This is a genomic window from Mycobacterium sp., assembly GCF_049647605.1.
Lineage (GTDB): Bacteria > Actinomycetota > Actinomycetes > Mycobacteriales > Mycobacteriaceae > Mycobacterium.
The window spans coordinates 1-15,753 of record NZ_JBARXZ010000088.1; the positions used below are offsets into that span (position 1 = coordinate 1).

Genomic DNA, 15,753 nt, shown 5'->3' on the forward strand with positions numbered 1-15,753 from the left:
GTCCGGCGTCGGCCCCGTACCTGTCGGGGTGCCCGCCGTCCCGCCGGCCGCCGCGACCGCCAACCTGGCACCGCAACCGCAGTACGCCCCACAGCTCCAGCAGGTCGCACAACCCACGCTGGCCGCGCCCGCCGTACCGGCCACGCCCGCCTTGATTCCGGCCACATCGGGCACCATCAAGGAGTTCCTGGCCGCCAAGGGCGTCACCCTCCAACCACAAGATCCACGCACGTTCACCGGCCTCCACATCACGTTGCCGATGCCGTCGGGGTGGACGCAGGTGCCCGACCCCAACGTGCCGGACGCCTTCGCCGTGATCGCCGACCGCGTCGGCGGCGACGGGCTGTACACCTCCAACGCCCAAGTAGTCATCTACCGCCTCGCCGGCGGCGCTTTCGACGCCAACGAGGCGATCACCCACGGCTTCATCGACAGCCAGAAGCTGACCGGCTGGCAGTCAACCGCCGCCTCCCTGGCACCGTTCGGCGGCTTCCCGTCCTCGCTCATCGAGGGCGCCTACCGGGAAAACGACATGGCCCTCAACACCTCCCGGCGCCACGTACTGGCCACCTCCGGCGCCGACAAATACCTCGTCACCCTGTCGGTGACCACCGCCGTCAACCAGGCCGTCGCCTCCGCAGACGCCACCGATGCCATCGCCAACGGATTCCGGGTCACCGGACCGGCTGCGGCCCTGCCGCCCGCGCCCGCAGTCGCCCCACCAGTGGCACCACCGGTCGCTGCACCAGTTGCACCTCCGGTACCCGCCGCCCCGGTAGCGCCCTAGCTGTGTGGCCCACCGCGCCGACCTCGTAAGGTGGTCGCATGCTCATTGCCGGTGTGGTGTGCCTGTTCGCGGCACTAGCGACGGCCGGGTCCGGGGTGTGGACACTCACCCGACCGCGGTCGGCCGACCTGACCCAGCAAGTGCTGCGCGCGGTCGCCCCCGTGCAGCTGGCCGCAGCGGTGATGCTGGCCGCCGGCGGCGTGGTCGCCCTGGCAGCACCCGCCCCCATCGCCCTGGTGGTGCTGATCGTCTGTGTACTCGGCGCGCTGGGCACGCTGGCCGCAGGTTGCTGGCAAGGTGCCCGATTTGCCACCCGGCCACAGCCACCGGCCGCTGACTGCACCAGCAGCTGCGGCTCGTGCACGCTGTCGTGCGGTACCGGCGCCGCGTTAGTTGCGGCTGACGTCGATCGGGTGAGTCGCCAACAGTGACATCGGCATCGGCTGACGTCTGAGAACCCGCGCCCACAGATCCACCCGCTGCTCCACGAGCACATCAGAAGGCAACGCCGACAACACAATCCAGTCGTTGCGTTCGATTTCGCCCTCGAGTTGACCGATGGTCCAGCCCGAATAGCCGGCGAAGATCCGCACCCCCTCGAGCACCGGCGCCACCGCGTCCGGATCGGCATCGAGATCCACCATCACCATGCGGCCCGCCACATGACGCAACCCGGGAACCCCCTGGGCGTCCGTCCCGACCCGCAGCGTCCCCAGGCACAGTGCCGAGTCACGCTTGACCGGGCCGCCGACGAACATGGTCTTCGGTTTGGCCACCAGCTTCGCCCACTGCGGCAACACGTTGTAGACCGCGGTCTCGCTGGGCCGGTTCAACACCACGCCGAGGGTTCCGCCGTCGTTGTGTTCCACGACATAGATGACACTGCGCCGGAACGTCGGCTCCAGCAGGTCCGTATTGGCCAGCAGCAGTGTTCCAGCGCGCACCCGGTGCGCCGCGGGAGCGACAAAATCCTCGGGATCTTCCGACTGAGCCACGAACACATCATGGCACCAGCACCCCGGTGTCGTGGCGAACAATCTCCGTGGGACCAGATATTTGTAGGCTGGACCGGGGTCCCGGCTCGATCGGGTCCACCCGGTAACCATGCGCGGAAAGTGCAGGGGAAGAAGGTTCAGTGGTTGACGCGCATGCCGCCGTAACCCTTTGGCGCTCGGTGCGTGGCCTGCCGCAATTCTGGAGGCTGCTGGAGCTCCGGTTGGCCAGCCAATTCGGTGACGGACTGTTCCAGGCGGCCCTCGCCGGAGCTTTGCTGTTCAATCCGGATCGCGCCGCCAACGCGTGGGCGGTGGCCGGGGCGTTCGCCGTGCTGTTTTTGCCCTACTCGATCCTCGGCCCGTTCGCCGGGGCACTACTGGACCGCTGGGATCGCCGGATGGTCCTCGTCGGCGCCAACCTCGGACGGCTGGTGCTGATCCTCGGCGTCGGTGTCCTGTTGGCCGCCGGAGCCGGCGACGTAGCGATCCTGTGCGGCGCCCTGATCGTCAACGGCTTCACCCGGTTCGTGGCCTCCGGGCTCTCGGCGGCGCTGCCGCACGTGGTGCCCCGCGGGCAAGTGGTCACCATGAACTCCGTAGCCACCGCAACCGGTGCCGCAGCGACCTTCCTGGGCGCCAACTTCATGCTGTTGCCACGTTGGCTGCTCGGCGCCAACGACGCCGGATCTGCGGCAATCATCTTCATGGTGGCACTGCCCGTCGGCCTGGCCCTGTTGCTGGCACTGCGGTTTCCGGCCCACATCCTCGGACCAGACGACACGATACGGGCCATCCACGGTTCGGTCCTCTACACCGTTTCCACCGGCTGGGTGCACGGATTCCGGACGGTCGCCACAGTGCCGTCGGTCGCTGCGACACTGACCGCGCTGGCCGCCCACCGCATGGTCTTCGGCATCAACACCCTGGTGGTCCTGGTCATCGTCCGGCACATCGACACCCCCAGCGTCGCGGTCGCCGGGCTGGGCTCCGCGGTCATCTTCGTGGCGGCCACCGGCTCGGGATCGTTTCTGGCCACCGCGATCACCCCGGCCCTGGTCAAACGCTGGGGCCGGTTCCGGGCCGCCAACGGAGCTTTGCTGGCGGCGGCCGCCGTCCAGGTGGCGGCCGTCAGCATGTACCTCCCGTTGCTGGTCGGCTGCGGTTTCCTGCTCGGCGCCGCCGGCCAGATAGTCAAACTGTGCGCCGACTCCGCCATGCAGATCGACGTCGACGACGCCCTGCGCGGCCACGTCTTCGCGGTACAGGATTCACTGTTCTGGCTGGCGTTCATCGCCGCCACCACCGTGGCGGCCTCCGTCATCCCCAACGACGATCCACCGCCCGGGCTCATCGTCGCGGGAACCGGCATCTACCTGCTGGGGCTGGCATTGCACGTGTTCCTCGGACGCCGGGCCGTCGCCGGTTAAGGTGGCTCATGGCCGACGCGGGTCCGCTGATCTCAGAGCTGGAAGCCGAAAGCACCGAGCTCGACACGCTGGTGGCACCGTTGAGCCCCGCCGACTGGCACCTGATCACACCGGCACCGGGGTGGTCCATCGCACATCAGATCGCCCATTTGCTGTGGACCGACCAAGTGGCGGCCCTGTCAGCGACCGACCCGGCTGCCTTCGCCGAGGTGCTGACCGCCGCCCTGTCCAACCCGAGGGGATTCGTGGACGCCGCTGCCGCCGACCTGGCGCAGACCGACCCTCGCGAATTGCTCCAGACCTGGCGAACCGCCCGCGCACAGCTGCACACCGCGCTGCGGACCGTGCCGGACGGACACAAACTGCCGTGGTTCGGTCCGCCGATGAGTGCCGCTTCGATGGCGACCGCACGGCTGATGGAGACCTGGGCGCACGGCCTCGACGTCGCCGACACCCTCGGTGTTCAGCGAGTCCCGACCTCGCGGCTGCGGTCCATTGCGCATCTGGGAGTGCGGACTCGCGACTTCGCTTTCACCGTCCACGGCCTCACTCCCCCGACGGCAACGTTTCACGTGGAACTTTCCGGGCCCGACGGTGAGAGCTGGACCTGGGGCCCCTCCGACGCGGCTCAGCGCGTGACGGGTTCGGCCGAGGATTTCTGCCTGTTGGTGACGCAGCGACGGGCCCGCGCCACGCTGGATGTGACGGCCGTGGGCGCCGAGGCAGAGCAATGGCTGGCGATCGCACAGGCTTTCGCGGGGCCGCCCGGCGTGGGCCGCTGAGCGCTTGCGCGAAGCGGAGCCACGCCGTGTCGCGCCTGAGCGTGGGCCGCTGAGCGCTTGCGCGAAGCGGAGCCACGCCGTATCGCGCCTGAGCGTGGGCCGCTGAGCGACCGGCGAGCGCACGCGTTTGTACAGATTTGACGGCGTGTTGGCGTACAGACTCGCTCGCTCGGCAGGGGGTTCAGGGGGTGGCGGCGGCGTCGGCGGCACCATCACCATCGGTGTCGACGAGTTTCACATCCCAGCGGCCGTCACCGTCGATGTCGACATAGCCGGTGCGCAGATCATCGGCCAGCACGCGGTCGGCCAACCCATCACCGTCGGAGTCGATCAGCTGATCGTCGACCAACCCATCGCCGTCGAAATCCACCATCGGCCCGCCGGTGGACTCGATGCCGTCGAGGCTCAGCCAGCGCATCGGGTCACCGCGGGTACCGACCGACTCCAGCGGCACCGCCCAGGTACCCGTCCCGTCGTCGGTGAACCAACTCTCCCCCGCGCCGATGTCCAGCACAGCGTGGTCGGCCACCCCGTCACCGTCCAGATCGGCCAACGCATCATCGCGCAGACCGTCGGAATCGAAGTCCAGCAGCACACCGTCGAAGACGCCATCGCCATCGGTGTCGACATCGGGTACCCCCGACCACATCGCCGCAGAGCCGTCCCCGGAACCCAAGCAGTAATCCATACCCGTCTCTGACGGGGAATCAGGAAGTCGGGTTCCCCTGCTCGGACCACCACTTCACCAGTTCGGCGACCGCCTCGTCGTAGTCGAGAGGCCCGCGTTCCATCCGCAACTCTTTGAGGTACCGCCACGCCTGGCCCACCTGCGGCCCGGCCGGGATGTCCAGCAGGCGCATGATCTCGTTGCCGTCGAGATCCGGCCGAACCCGGGCCAGATCCTCTTTGGCGGCCAGCTCCGCGATCCGCTGCTCGAGGTGGTCGTAATTGGCCTGCAATCGCGCGGCACGGCGCTTGTTGCGGGTGGTGCAGTCGGCGCGCACCAGCTTGTGCAGCCGCGGCAGCAGCGGCCCCGCGTCGGTGACGTACCGCCGCACCGCGGCATCGGTCCACTTCCCCGCGCCTTTGGCATCGGCATAGCCGTGGAACCGCAGGTGCAGGTACACCAGCTGGGACACATCGTCGACCATCTGCTTGGAGTACTTCAGCGCCCGCATCCGCTTGCGGGTCATCTTGGCGCCGACCACCTCATGGTGATGGAAGCTCACTCCGCCGTCCGGTTCGTGGCGCCGGGTACCGGGCTTGCCGATGTCATGCAGCAGCGCGGCCCACCGCAGCACCAGATCCGGCCCGTCCTCCTCCAGGTCCATGGCCTGCCGCAGCACCGTCAACGAATGCTGGTAGACGTCCTTGTGCTGGTGATGCTCGTCGATGGCCATCTGCATGGCACCGATCTCGGGCAGCACCTGCTCCCCCAGGCCGGTCTGGACCAGCAGCTCGATCCCGGCCACCGGATCGGCCCCCAGCATGGTCTTGTCCAATTCGACGGCGATGCGCTCCACGGTGATGCGCGCGAGCTGCGGAGCCAGCTGCTCGATCGCGAGCCTCACCCGCGGCGCCACCTCGAACCCCAGCTGCGAGACAAACCGTGCCGCTCGCAGCATCCGCAGCGGGTCATCGCCGAACGACACCTCCGGCGCTGCCGGTGTGTCCAGCACCCGGGCCCGCAATGCCGACAACCCGTCCAGCGGATCGAGGAACTCACCGGGCCCCGCCGCAGTGATCCGCACCGCCATCGCGTTGACGGTGAAATCACGACGCACCAGGTCGTCCTCGAGGGCATCACCGAAACGGACCTGCGGGTTACGGGACACCTGGTCGTAGCTGTCCGCGCGGAACGTGGTGATCTCGACCCGCACCCCGGCGCGGGCCGCCCCGATGGTGCCGAACTCGATCCCGGTGGTCCACAGGGCCTCGGCCCACGGCCGCAGCAGCTTCTGGATCTCGTCGGGTCGGGCATCGGTGGTGAAATCGAGGTCATAGGCGACACCGTCACCCGGCGCGGGCAGCCGGCCCAACAGCGCGTCCCGCACGGGACCACCCACCAGGTACAACTGGCGACCGGCAGCCTCGAACGCGGCACCGAGCCCACGCAAGACTTCACCGTGCCCGTTCAGCGTGACCGCAGCACGGGCCAACAGTTCGGCGTCCGGAGCGCTAGCCGGGTCGACATCAGGCACGTTCGATGAGCCTAGATGGCTGCGCGGATCGGTCTGTCACCGACCGGCGAGTGACAGCGGAGGCAGCAGCCACGCCAGCTACTATCGCTTGGGTGTCGGACGGCGAACAAGCCAAACCTCGACGGCGCCGCGGTCGCCGTCGAGGTCGTCGTGCCGCCGGACCCCCGGAAACGGCTCCTGACAGCACCGATATCGCCGCTGCCGGCAGCTCTGCCGAGCAGCAGGCCGCTCCCGAACAGCCGGTTCCCGCTGCCGGCGCCAAGCGGGCCAAACCTCGCCGTCCCCGGCAGAACCAGAAGAACGCCCGGTTGCGTACCGTGCACGAGATCTCTGCCGGTGGCCTGGTCATCGACGGCCTCGACGGTCCGCTGGAAGCCCAAGTCGCCGCACTCATCGGCCGTACCGATCGGCGCGGCCGGATGCTGTGGTCGCTGCCGAAGGGCCATATCGAACAAGGTGAGACCGCCGAGCAGACAGCGATCCGGGAGGTCGCCGAGGAGACCGGTATCGAGGGCAAGGTCCTGGCCGCGCTCGGCAGCATCGACTACTGGTTCGTCACCGAGGGCCGGCGGGTGCACAAGACCGTGCACCACTACTTACTGCGGTTCTCCGGCGGAGAACTCTCCGACGAGGACGTCGAAGTCACCGAAGTAGCGTGGGTGCCGGTCAACGAGTTACCCTCGCGGCTTGCCTATGCCGACGAGCGACGGCTCGCCGAAGTGGCTGGTGAGCTGATCCACAAGCTTCAGACCGATGGCCCGGGATCATTGCCGCCGCTGCCCCGCAGTGCCCCCCGCCGTCGCCCCCAGACACACTCCCGGGCCCGGCGCCGACAACCGGACGAACCGACGGCCGGCCGGACCAACGGTTGCGGGCCGGCACCGTGAACGCGCGGCGCCGTCACCCGTCGAGCAGGTTCTCGATCACGGCGCCTCGCATCGTCACGATCTTGACTCTGCTCGCCCTGTTGGTCCTGCCCGCCGCGCTACCGCGCGCCGCCGCCGGTGACCCGGGCGACAAACCTTTCCTGCTGATCAGCATGGACCGCATCACCCCCGAATCGGTGACCACCACCGGTGACCCGACGGTCACGGTGTCCGGCACGGTGACCAATGTCGGCGACCGACCCGTCCGCGACATCGTCACCCGGCTCGAACGCGCGCCGGCCGTCGAGAACTCCGCGCAGCTGCGCACCGACCTCGACGGCACCAACGACCAGTTCATTCCCGTCGGGCAGTTCATCACCATCTCCGAGGAGTTGCAGGAGGGTCAGGCGGCGCCGTTCACGCTGTCCTATCCACTGCGCTCGGATACCGAACCCGCGCTGGGCATCGACGCGCCCGGTGTCTATCCGCTGCTGGTCAATGTGAACGGCACACCCGACTACGGCGCCCCCGCCCGCCTGGATGACGCCCGATTCCTGCTTCCGGTGCTGGGGTTGCCCGCGGGAGGCGACGATGCGGCCGTCGACACCAGCGACACCGGCGATGTCGGCGGGATCGTCGCCCCCGACACCTCCCGGCCGGTCCCCGTGACGATGCTGTGGCCCCTGGCCGACCGCCCCCAGCTGGCACCCGGCGTTCCGGGTGGGACCAGCCCGGTGCGGCTGACCGATGACTCGCTGGCGAGGTCACTGTCCGCCGGTGGGCGGCTGGACACCCTGCTGTCGGCGGCCGAGTTCGCCACCGGTCCGACTGTCGACCCAGGCGGCGAAGTCACCCGTGCGCTGTGCCTGGCCGTCGACCCGGACCTGCTCGTCACCGTCAATGCGATGACCTCCGGCTATGTGGTGACCGGTAACGGAGCCCCACTGGCCGCCCCCGGCCAGCCCGGCACCGGCCAGGCCGCGGCCACCGCATGGCTGGACCGGCTGCGTGAGCTGGCCGGCCGGATGTGTGTGACCGCCACCCCGTACGCGCAGGCCGACCTCGACGCCGTCGATCGAGTGCGCAACCCGAACCTGGGCATGTTCGCCACCAGCACCGTCTTCGACCTGGTCGACCAGATCCTCGGCGTGACCTCTGTGCGCGGCGTCACCCTCGTCGGTGACGGCCCGTTGACCAGCCGGACAGTGCAGCTGCTCAGCGCCCACGGGCCGACGGTCGCCATTGCGGCCGCCGACGCCGGCGCCCAGGACGAGACCACCGGCGTGTTCCTGACCGCCGACCTGAGCCCGAAACGGCTGTCGGCCCAGGTGGTGGCGACGCCGTTCGACCCGACGGTCGGCGCCGCGCTGGCTGGGATGGGAGACGCGCCCGGATCGCCGTCGTACCTGGATTCCTCCCTGGCCGTGCCCCTGGACCGCGCCACCGCCCTGGCCCGGCGCCAGGACGCGCTGGCCTCGATGCTGTGGCGGCCGCTGCACCCGCAGACGCTGCCCCGCGCCCAGGTGTTGATGCCGCCGCTGACGTGGAACCTGTCCCCCGATGACGCGCGGGCGATCCTCACCACCCTGGCCACCAGCATCCGCTCCGGTCTGGCCATCCCCCGGCCGCTGCCGGAGCTGATCACCCAGGCCACCGCACAAGCCGGACCGCTGCAGCCGGTGTCGGCGACCGCCGACACCAACCCGCAAGGCCGGATCGACGACGCGGTGGTCGGCCAGATCGCCGGGGAGCTGGGCCGATTGTGGGGTCTGACGTCCGCGCTGACCACCAACCCGCAGACCGGGCTGACCGGAGTGGCCTACACCGCACCGCTGCGTGAGGACATGCTGCGCGCGATCAGCCAATCCGAGCCCGCCAAGGTGCGCAACGACGCGGCCCGCCAGCGCCTCAACATCGTCGGCACCACCATCGAAGACCTCTTCGGTGCCGTCACCATCGTCAACCCCGGAGGCGCGTACACGTTGGCCACCGAACGCAGCCCGTTGCCGTTGGCGTTGCGCAACGACCTGGCGGTGCCGATCCGGGTCCGTCTCGATCTGGAGGTTCCGCCCGGGATGGAGGTCGAAGACATCGGGGAGCAAGAGCTCCCGCCCGGCTATCTGCCGTTGCGGGTCCCCATCGAAGTCCACTTCACCCAGCGGGTGGCCGTCGATGCCTCGCTGCGGACCCCGGACGGACTACCCCTCGGCGAACCCGTCCGGCTGTCGGTGAACTCCAACGCCTACGGCCAGGTGCTGTTCTTCATCACCTGCACCGCCGGGGCCGTGCTGGCGCTGCTGACCGGTCGACGGCTGTGGCACCGGTTCCGCGGCCAGCCCGACCGCGCCGACCTGGACCGCCCGACACCTCCCGAACCCAGCCGCGCATGAGACCAGAATCGCAATCGCCCGGCGGTGACGGACCCCGCCGCCAGCCCCCGAGACGAGTCCCGGCCCGCGACACCCGGTCCCTGCCGGTGCCGGTGGCCCCGGCGCCTCGGACCAAGGCGGCGCGCCCCGAGATGTCGGACTCCGCGGTGGTCTCACGGTCCTGGGGTATGGCGTTTGCGACGCTGATCAGCCGGCTCACCGGATTCATCCGGATCGTGCTGCTCGCAGCCATTCTGGGCGCCGCTCTGTCCAGCACGTTCACCGTCGCCAACCAGTTGCCGAACCTGATCGCCGCGCTGGTGCTGGAAGCGACCTTCACCGCCATCTTCGTGCCGGTGCTCACCCGGGCCGAACGTGACGATCCCGATGGCGGAACAGCATTCGTCCGCCGGTTGGTGACGTTGGCGACGGCGCTGCTGCTGGTGACGACCGTGCTCGCGGTGCTGGGCGCGCCGCTGCTGGTCCGGTTGATGCTGGGCGACGACCCCAAGGTCAACGAATCGCTGACCACGGCATTCGCGTATCTGCTGCTGCCTCAGGTGATCTTCTACGGGCTGTCCTCGGTCTTCATGGCAATCCTGAACACCCGCAACATCTTCGGCGCACCCGCCTGGGCTCCCGTGGTGAACAACCTGGTGGCGATCGCCACCTTGGGTGTGTACCTGGCGGTGCCCGGTGAGCTGTCCATCGACCCGGTGGAGATGGGCAACGCCAAGCTGCTGGTCCTCGGAATCGGCACCACCCTGGGCGTCGTGGCCCAGACCGCCGTGCTGTTCGTGGCCATCCGCAGGCAGAAGATCTCGCTGCGCCCGCTGTGGGGTATCGACGACCGGCTCAAACGGTTCGGTGCCATGGCCTCGGCGATGGTGCTCTACGTGGTGATCAGCCAGTTGGGGCTGATCGTCGGGAATCAGATCGCCAGCACCTCGGCCGCGTCCGGGCCGGCGATCTACAACTACACCTGGCTGGTGCTGATGCTGCCGTTTGGCATCATCGGCGTCACCGTGCTCACGGTGGTGATGCCGCGGCTGTCCCGCAACGCCGCCTCCAACGACACCCCGGCGGTGCTGGCCGACCTGTCCCTGGCCACCCGGCTGACGATGGTCACCCTGATCCCGATCGTGGCGTTCATGACGGTCGGTGGTCCCGCGATCGGCAGCGCGCTGTTCGCCTACGGCAACTTCGGGTCGGTCGACGCAAACTATCTCGGCCTGTCGATCGCGCTGTCGGCATTCACCCTGATCCCGTATTCGCTGGTGCTGCTGCAACTGCGGGTGTTCTATGCCCGGGAGCAGCCCTGGATACCGATCGCGGTCATCGTGGTGATCACGGCGGTGAAGATCGCCGCCTCGCTGGCGGCACCGCATGTGACCGACAACCCCGACATGGTCGCCGGGTTCCTCGGGATGGCCAACGGGCTGGGCTTCTCGGCCGGCGCCGTGGTGGGCGCGATACTGCTGCGCAGGACGCTGTTACCCACCGGCGGGCGGATGTTCGAGCTGCCTGTGGTGCGCACCGTTCTGGTCACCACCGCCGCCTCGCTGTTGGCCGGCATGGTGGCGCATGCCGCCGACCAACTGTTGGGGCTGGAATCGTTGACCACCAACGCCGGTGGGGTCGGATCGCTGCTGCGGCTGCTGCTGCTCGGGGTCCTGATGTTGTCGATCGTTGCGGTGGTGTTGCTGCGGGCCAAGGTGCCCGAGGCGCTGGCGGCCACCGCAGCGGTGCGTCGACGTTTGGGACGGAGTCCCACATCTGCTGCGGTACGGCGTGACTCGTCGTCGACGGGGGTAGCGGTCCCGTACCCTGATCACAGGACAATGCCTGCCAGGCATGGCCAGTCGGGGCCTCCGGCAGTGGCCGCAGGGGAGCTGGGGAAAGGACCGACGGTGAGCGACGAAACCTCGGGCAGCCCCGAAAACAATGCTCCGACCACCAAGCTACCGAAGCAGCCGGCCGACGGGTTCGAGCCGGACTTCCAGCCCGAGTCCTTTCAGCCGGACTACGAAGCTGCCGACGCCGAGAAGGTAGGTGCCGTCGCGCCGCCGGTGGCGCCGGCCCGCCCGGGCGCCGATTTTGCCGGCGATCCCACTCGGGAACCCCTGGCTTTCGATACCCCTCGTGAACCCGTTCTGGACAACGGCGCCGCCGAAGACGAGGTGCACCTGATCGCCGGCGCCAGCATCGCCGGTGGCCGCTACCGGCTGCTGGTGTTCCACGGCGGCCCACCCCACCTGCAGTTCTGGCAGGCGCTGGACACCGCGCTGGACCGCCAGGTGGCGCTGACGTTTGTCGACCCCGACGGCACCCTGCCCGAAAGCCAGTTGCAGGCGATCCTCACCCGGACACTCAAACTGAGCCGGTTCGAGATGCCCGGAATCGCCCGCGTCCTGGATGTGGCGCGGTCCGGCGCCGGCGGGCTGGTGGTGTCCGAGTGGATCCGCGGTGGGTCGCTGCAGGAGGTCGCCGCTACCGCGCCGTCAGCTATCGGCGGTGCCCGGGCGATCCAGTCTCTGGCCGCCGCTGCCGACGCCGCACACCAAGCCGGGGTTGCCCTGTCCATCGACCACGCCAGCAGGGTCCGGGTGAGCATCGAAGGTGATGTCGCGCTGGCCTTCCCGGCCACTCTCGACGATGCCAGTCCCGAGGACGACATCCGCGGCACCGGCGCGGTGCTGTATGCATTGCTGGTCAATCGTTGGCCGCTGCCGGAGAGCGGTACCCCCAGCGGTCTGGAACCCGCAGACCTCGATGACGCGGGCCATGCCGTCGAACCCCGCACCATCGACCGTGACATCCCGTTCCAGATCTCGGCCGCTGCCGCTCGGTCCGTCCAACCTGGTGCCGGAATCCGCACTGCACCAACACTTTTGAATCTTCTTCAGCAGGCAACAGCCGAAGCTGATCGCACCGACCTGCTCGAGCCGGTCCGTTCCGATCCACCTCAGCGGGGGCTGGCTGGTCGCCTCGGATCCTCCGACGACCCGACCGAGCAGGCCAAGCGACGGCGCGGACTGCTGATCGGTCTCGGTGCCGGCGCGGTGGTGGTTGTTGTTGTCCTTGTCCTGTTGGCCACCGTGCTGAGCCGGATCTTCGGTGACGTCGGCGGTACGAGTATCGGCGAACAGCTCGGCCTCAACCCGTCGGATGGGACCTCCGAACAGCAGGCCGCCGCCGCTGGAAACGTGGTCAAACCTGTCGCCGCCACGGTGTTCTCACCGCAAGGTGAAGCCGACAATCCCGACCTGGCAGGGCTGGCGATCGACGGCAACAAGGCCACTGTGTGGCCCACCGACACCTATTCCGACCCCGATCCGTTCCCCGGCTTCAAGAACGGTGTCGGCCTGATGCTGCAGCTGCCGTCGTCGACCCGGGTGCAATCGGTGTCATTGGGACTGACCAGCACCGGCACCCAGGTCCAGATCCGCGCAGCGACGACGGCCAACCCGTCGAGCCTCGAGGACACCACCGCGCTCACCCAGCCGCAGACCATGCAGCCCGGGGACAACACCATCGCGGTGAACGCCACGGCGCCCACGTCGTATCTGCTGGTGTGGATCTCCAAGATGGGCAGCACCGGCGGGGAGAGCCGCACCGACATCAACGAGATCACCGTTCGGGCTGCTGCCTGACCCCGGCCCCTGTCCACAGGGCCCCGCCCTGGTGAAGTGCCGGTCGCTGCCGCGGTACCTACCGTCCGGTCGGTGTCCACGTCCGCAGCACAGCCACCAGACCCGCGCAGCGATGCCGATCTGCTCGCCGCGCACGTGTCCGGCGACCCCTACGCCTTCGAGGAGCTGTTCCGGCGCCACCACCGGCAGCTGCACCGGGTGGCATGCCGTCGCGCTCCCAGCCCCGAAGATGCCGCCGACGCGGTGCAGGAGGCGATGCTGGCTGCCCACCGGGGCGCGTCGGCGTTCCGCCGGCAGGCGGCTGTGAGCACCTGGCTGCACCGGATCGTGGTCAACAAATGCCTCGATCAATTCCGTGGCCGGCCACCGCAGCAGCCCGCCGTTCTCGACGTCGCCCACCTGGCCGCACCCGACACCATCGGCAGCGTCGACACCGTCCTGGTGGTCCGTCGGGCACTGGCCGCGCTGTCAGCCGACCAACGGGCCGCAGTGGCAGCCGTTGACCTGCACGGGTATTCGATCGCTGATGCGGCCCGCCTGCTCGGTGTGGCCGAGGGAACCGTGAAGAGCCGCTGCGCACGCGGGCGCGCCCGGTTGGCCGACCTACTGGCCGACGCCGCCGCCTGACGATGACGGACACTGGCAGGGTGCGCGGAAAGACAACGGGGACAGCAACCTTGATCGTCGGGGCCGGCGCCGCCCTGGCCGCTGTCGCTGTCGCCGTCCCCACCCTGCTGCGCGACCCCGTCGCCCCAACCACCGGCACCCTCACCACCGCCCGGTCGCTGACGGTGACCATCCCCGCAGCGGTCATCCCGCTCACCGAGGCTGAACTGCTGGCCATGCTGGACAGCCCGCCACAACTGGGCCCGTTGCAAGATCCGGCGCGGCTCACCTCGTGCCTGGATGGATTGGGCTACCCAGACGCCGGGTACCTGCTCGGTGCCCGGCCGGTCGAGATCAACCACCGGCCGGCTGTGGTGTTGTTGTTGCGGGACGACGACACCATGGTGATCAATGCGCTTGCGGTCAGTCCCCAGTGCACTGCGGCACACACCGGATTGTTGGCCGACACCACTGTCACCCGGCGGTGACGCGTCAGGGAACATGCCCGCATACCCTGTTGTTTAAGAAGCAGCGTCGGTAGGAGCAAATCGTCGGGCACCGAGCCGGCGATGTTCCTGGTTGCCGACCGAGTTGAAGAAAGGCCCGCATGACTGACACCTCGTCCGCCAAGGAGACGACGTCGATCCATGACGTCATCGTGATCGGCTCCGGCCCCGCCGGATACACCGCGGCCGTGTACGCCGCCCGGGCCAACCTGTCCCCGGTGGTGTTCGAGGGCACGTCCTTCGGCGGCGCCTTGATGACCACCACCGAGGTGGAGAACTTCCCGGGTTTCAAAAACGGCATCATGGGCCCCGAGCTCATGGACGAGATGCGTGAGCAGGCGTTGCGCTTCGGCGCCGACCTGCAGATGGAGGACGTCGAGGCCGTCGAGCTCGAGGGCCCGGTCAAGACTGTCACCACCGCCGGCGGCGAGGTCTACCGCGCCCGCACCGTGATTCTTGCCATGGGTGCGGCGGCACGCTATCTCGGTGTTCCCGGGGAGCAGGAACTGCTGGGCCGCGGCGTCAGTGCCTGCGCCACCTGTGACGGCTTCTTCTTCAAGGATCAGGACATCGCGGTGATCGGTGGCGGTGACTCCGCGATGGAGGAAGCCACCTTCCTGACGAAGTTCGCCCGTAGCGTCACGATCGTGCACCGCCGCGAGGAGTTCCGGGCCTCGCGGATCATGCTGGACCGGGCCCGTGCCAACGAGAAGATCACTTTTGTCACCAACGCCGCAGTGGTGGCGGTCGAGGGTGAGGGCACCGTCTCCGGGCTGCGGGTACGCAACACCGTCACCGACGAGGAGTCGACGCTTGCGGTCACCGGCGTGTTCGTGGCGATCGGACACGATCCCCGCTCCAGCTTGGTCCGCGGCCTCGTGGACCTCGATCCCGAGGGCTACGTGGTGGTACAGGGCCGCACCACGGCGACATCGGTCGATGGTGTGTTTGCCGCCGGCGACCTGGTGGACCACACCTACCGGCAGGCGATCACCGCTGCCGGCATGGGCTGTTCGGCAGCCATCGATGCCGAACGCTGGCTGGCCGACCACGAGACGTCCGATTCCGAGTCAACCGATCTGATTGGAGCACCCCGATGAGCGCAGGCGAGAACAGCACCACCGTCACCGTGTCCGACGATTCGTTCGCCGAGGACGTTTTGAAGAGCAGCACACCGGTGCTGGTCGACTTCTGGGCGACCTGGTGCGGACCGTGCAAGATGGTCGCCCCGGTGCTCGAGGAGATCGCCAGCGAGAAGGCCGGTCAGCTCACCGTCGCCAAGATCGATGTGGATGCCAACCCGGAGACCGCACGGGATTTCCAGGTCGTGTCGATCCCGACGATGATCTTGTTCCAGAACGGTGAGGCTGTGAAGCGGATCGTCGGAGCCAAAGGCAAGGCTGCGCTTTTGCGCGAGCTTGCCGATGTGATTTCCTGACACACTGATCTTCTGATCGACTGAACCGACGGGTCCCGCGGCACGCGCGCTCGCCTGGTATTTTCCGAAAACGAGTGTGGATCTGCGACAATTGTGCCCAGTCTGCCTCTGTGGTTGGCTGCT

The 15,753-nt window shown here is 68.6% G+C and carries 14 protein-coding genes; 11 read left to right on the top strand and 3 right to left on the bottom strand.

The features are described 5' to 3' along the window. Both WBB07_RS11055 and WBB07_RS11060 read left to right on the top strand, forming a co-directional pair. Window positions 1-787, top strand: a 787-nt coding sequence (locus WBB07_RS11055) for an LpqN/LpqT family lipoprotein (RefSeq protein ID WP_526307566.1), incomplete at its 5' end; no start/stop codon positions are given. Window positions 788-825: 38 nt separating this feature from the next. After that, window positions 826-1,218, top strand: a complete 393-nt coding sequence (locus tag WBB07_RS11060; protein WP_526307568.1) for a hypothetical protein — start codon at window positions 826-828, stop codon at window positions 1,216-1,218. Here WBB07_RS11060 and WBB07_RS11065 read toward each other — a convergent pair. Beyond that, window positions 1,177-1,782: a YqgE/AlgH family protein gene (locus WBB07_RS11065; RefSeq protein ID WP_526307570.1), complete on the bottom strand. Its 606-nt coding sequence runs from the start codon at window positions 1,780-1,782 to the stop codon at window positions 1,177-1,179. The two genes, WBB07_RS11060 and WBB07_RS11065, sit on opposite strands and share 42 nt — an antisense overlap. A gap of 140 nt (window positions 1,783-1,922) precedes the next feature. On the opposite strand from WBB07_RS11065, the gene WBB07_RS11070 reads away from it, so the two are divergent. Then, on the top strand, window positions 1,923-3,209 hold the full coding sequence (locus WBB07_RS11070) for an MFS transporter (RefSeq protein WP_526307572.1): 1,287 nt from the start codon (window positions 1,923-1,925) through the stop codon (window positions 3,207-3,209). Between the two features lie 8 nt (window positions 3,210-3,217). Beyond that, complete coding sequence (locus WBB07_RS11075; RefSeq protein ID WP_526307574.1) at window positions 3,218-3,991, top strand: TIGR03084 family metal-binding protein; 774 nt, start codon at window positions 3,218-3,220, stop codon at window positions 3,989-3,991. Between the two features lie 181 nt (window positions 3,992-4,172). Here WBB07_RS11075 and WBB07_RS11080 read toward each other — a convergent pair whose 3' ends face one another. Next, a complete protein-coding gene (locus WBB07_RS11080; protein WP_526307576.1) occupies window positions 4,173-4,679 on the bottom strand; it encodes a pullulanase in 507 nt (168 codons plus the stop codon). Window positions 4,680-4,698: 19 nt separating this feature from the next. Further along, window positions 4,699-6,192 carry a CCA tRNA nucleotidyltransferase gene (locus WBB07_RS11085; protein ID WP_526307578.1) on the bottom strand — a complete coding sequence of 498 codons (1,494 nt, stop codon included), beginning with the start codon at window positions 6,190-6,192 and terminating at the stop codon, window positions 4,699-4,701. Between the two features lie 92 nt (window positions 6,193-6,284). Between WBB07_RS11085 and WBB07_RS11090 the strand changes: the two genes are divergently transcribed. The 7 genes from WBB07_RS11090 (at window position 6,285) to trxA (ending at window position 15,630) form a co-directional block, all read left to right on the top strand. After that, window positions 6,285-7,079 (top strand): NUDIX hydrolase, encoded by a 795-nt coding sequence (locus tag WBB07_RS11090; protein ID WP_526307580.1) that lies wholly within the window; start codon window positions 6,285-6,287, stop codon window positions 7,077-7,079. Window positions 7,080-7,141: 62 nt separating this feature from the next. Next, entirely contained in the window at window positions 7,142-9,448 is a 2,307-nt protein-coding gene (locus WBB07_RS11095; RefSeq protein WP_526307582.1) for a hypothetical protein, read from the top strand. After that, window positions 9,445-13,080 carry a murein biosynthesis integral membrane protein MurJ gene (gene murJ / locus WBB07_RS11100; protein WP_526307584.1) on the top strand — a complete coding sequence of 1,212 codons (3,636 nt, stop codon included), beginning with the start codon at window positions 9,445-9,447 and terminating at the stop codon, window positions 13,078-13,080. Before WBB07_RS11095 ends, murJ begins: the two co-directional genes overlap by 4 nt. Window positions 13,081-13,152: 72 nt before the next feature. After that, window positions 13,153-13,707 carry an RNA polymerase sigma factor SigM gene (gene sigM / locus WBB07_RS11105; protein WP_526307586.1) on the top strand — a complete coding sequence of 185 codons (555 nt, stop codon included), beginning with the start codon at window positions 13,153-13,155 and terminating at the stop codon, window positions 13,705-13,707. Between the two features lie 20 nt (window positions 13,708-13,727). Then, window positions 13,728-14,174: an RsmA family anti-sigma factor gene (locus tag WBB07_RS11110; protein ID WP_526307588.1), complete on the top strand. Its 447-nt coding sequence runs from the start codon at window positions 13,728-13,730 to the stop codon at window positions 14,172-14,174. Between the two features lie 119 nt (window positions 14,175-14,293). Beyond that, window positions 14,294-15,292: a thioredoxin-disulfide reductase gene (trxB, locus tag WBB07_RS11115; protein ID WP_526307590.1), complete on the top strand. Its 999-nt coding sequence runs from the start codon at window positions 14,294-14,296 to the stop codon at window positions 15,290-15,292. After that, complete coding sequence (gene trxA, locus WBB07_RS11120) at window positions 15,289-15,630, top strand: thioredoxin (RefSeq protein WP_526307592.1); 342 nt, start codon at window positions 15,289-15,291, stop codon at window positions 15,628-15,630. Before trxB ends, trxA begins: the two co-directional genes overlap by 4 nt. Window positions 15,631-15,753 lie beyond the last annotated feature (123 nt).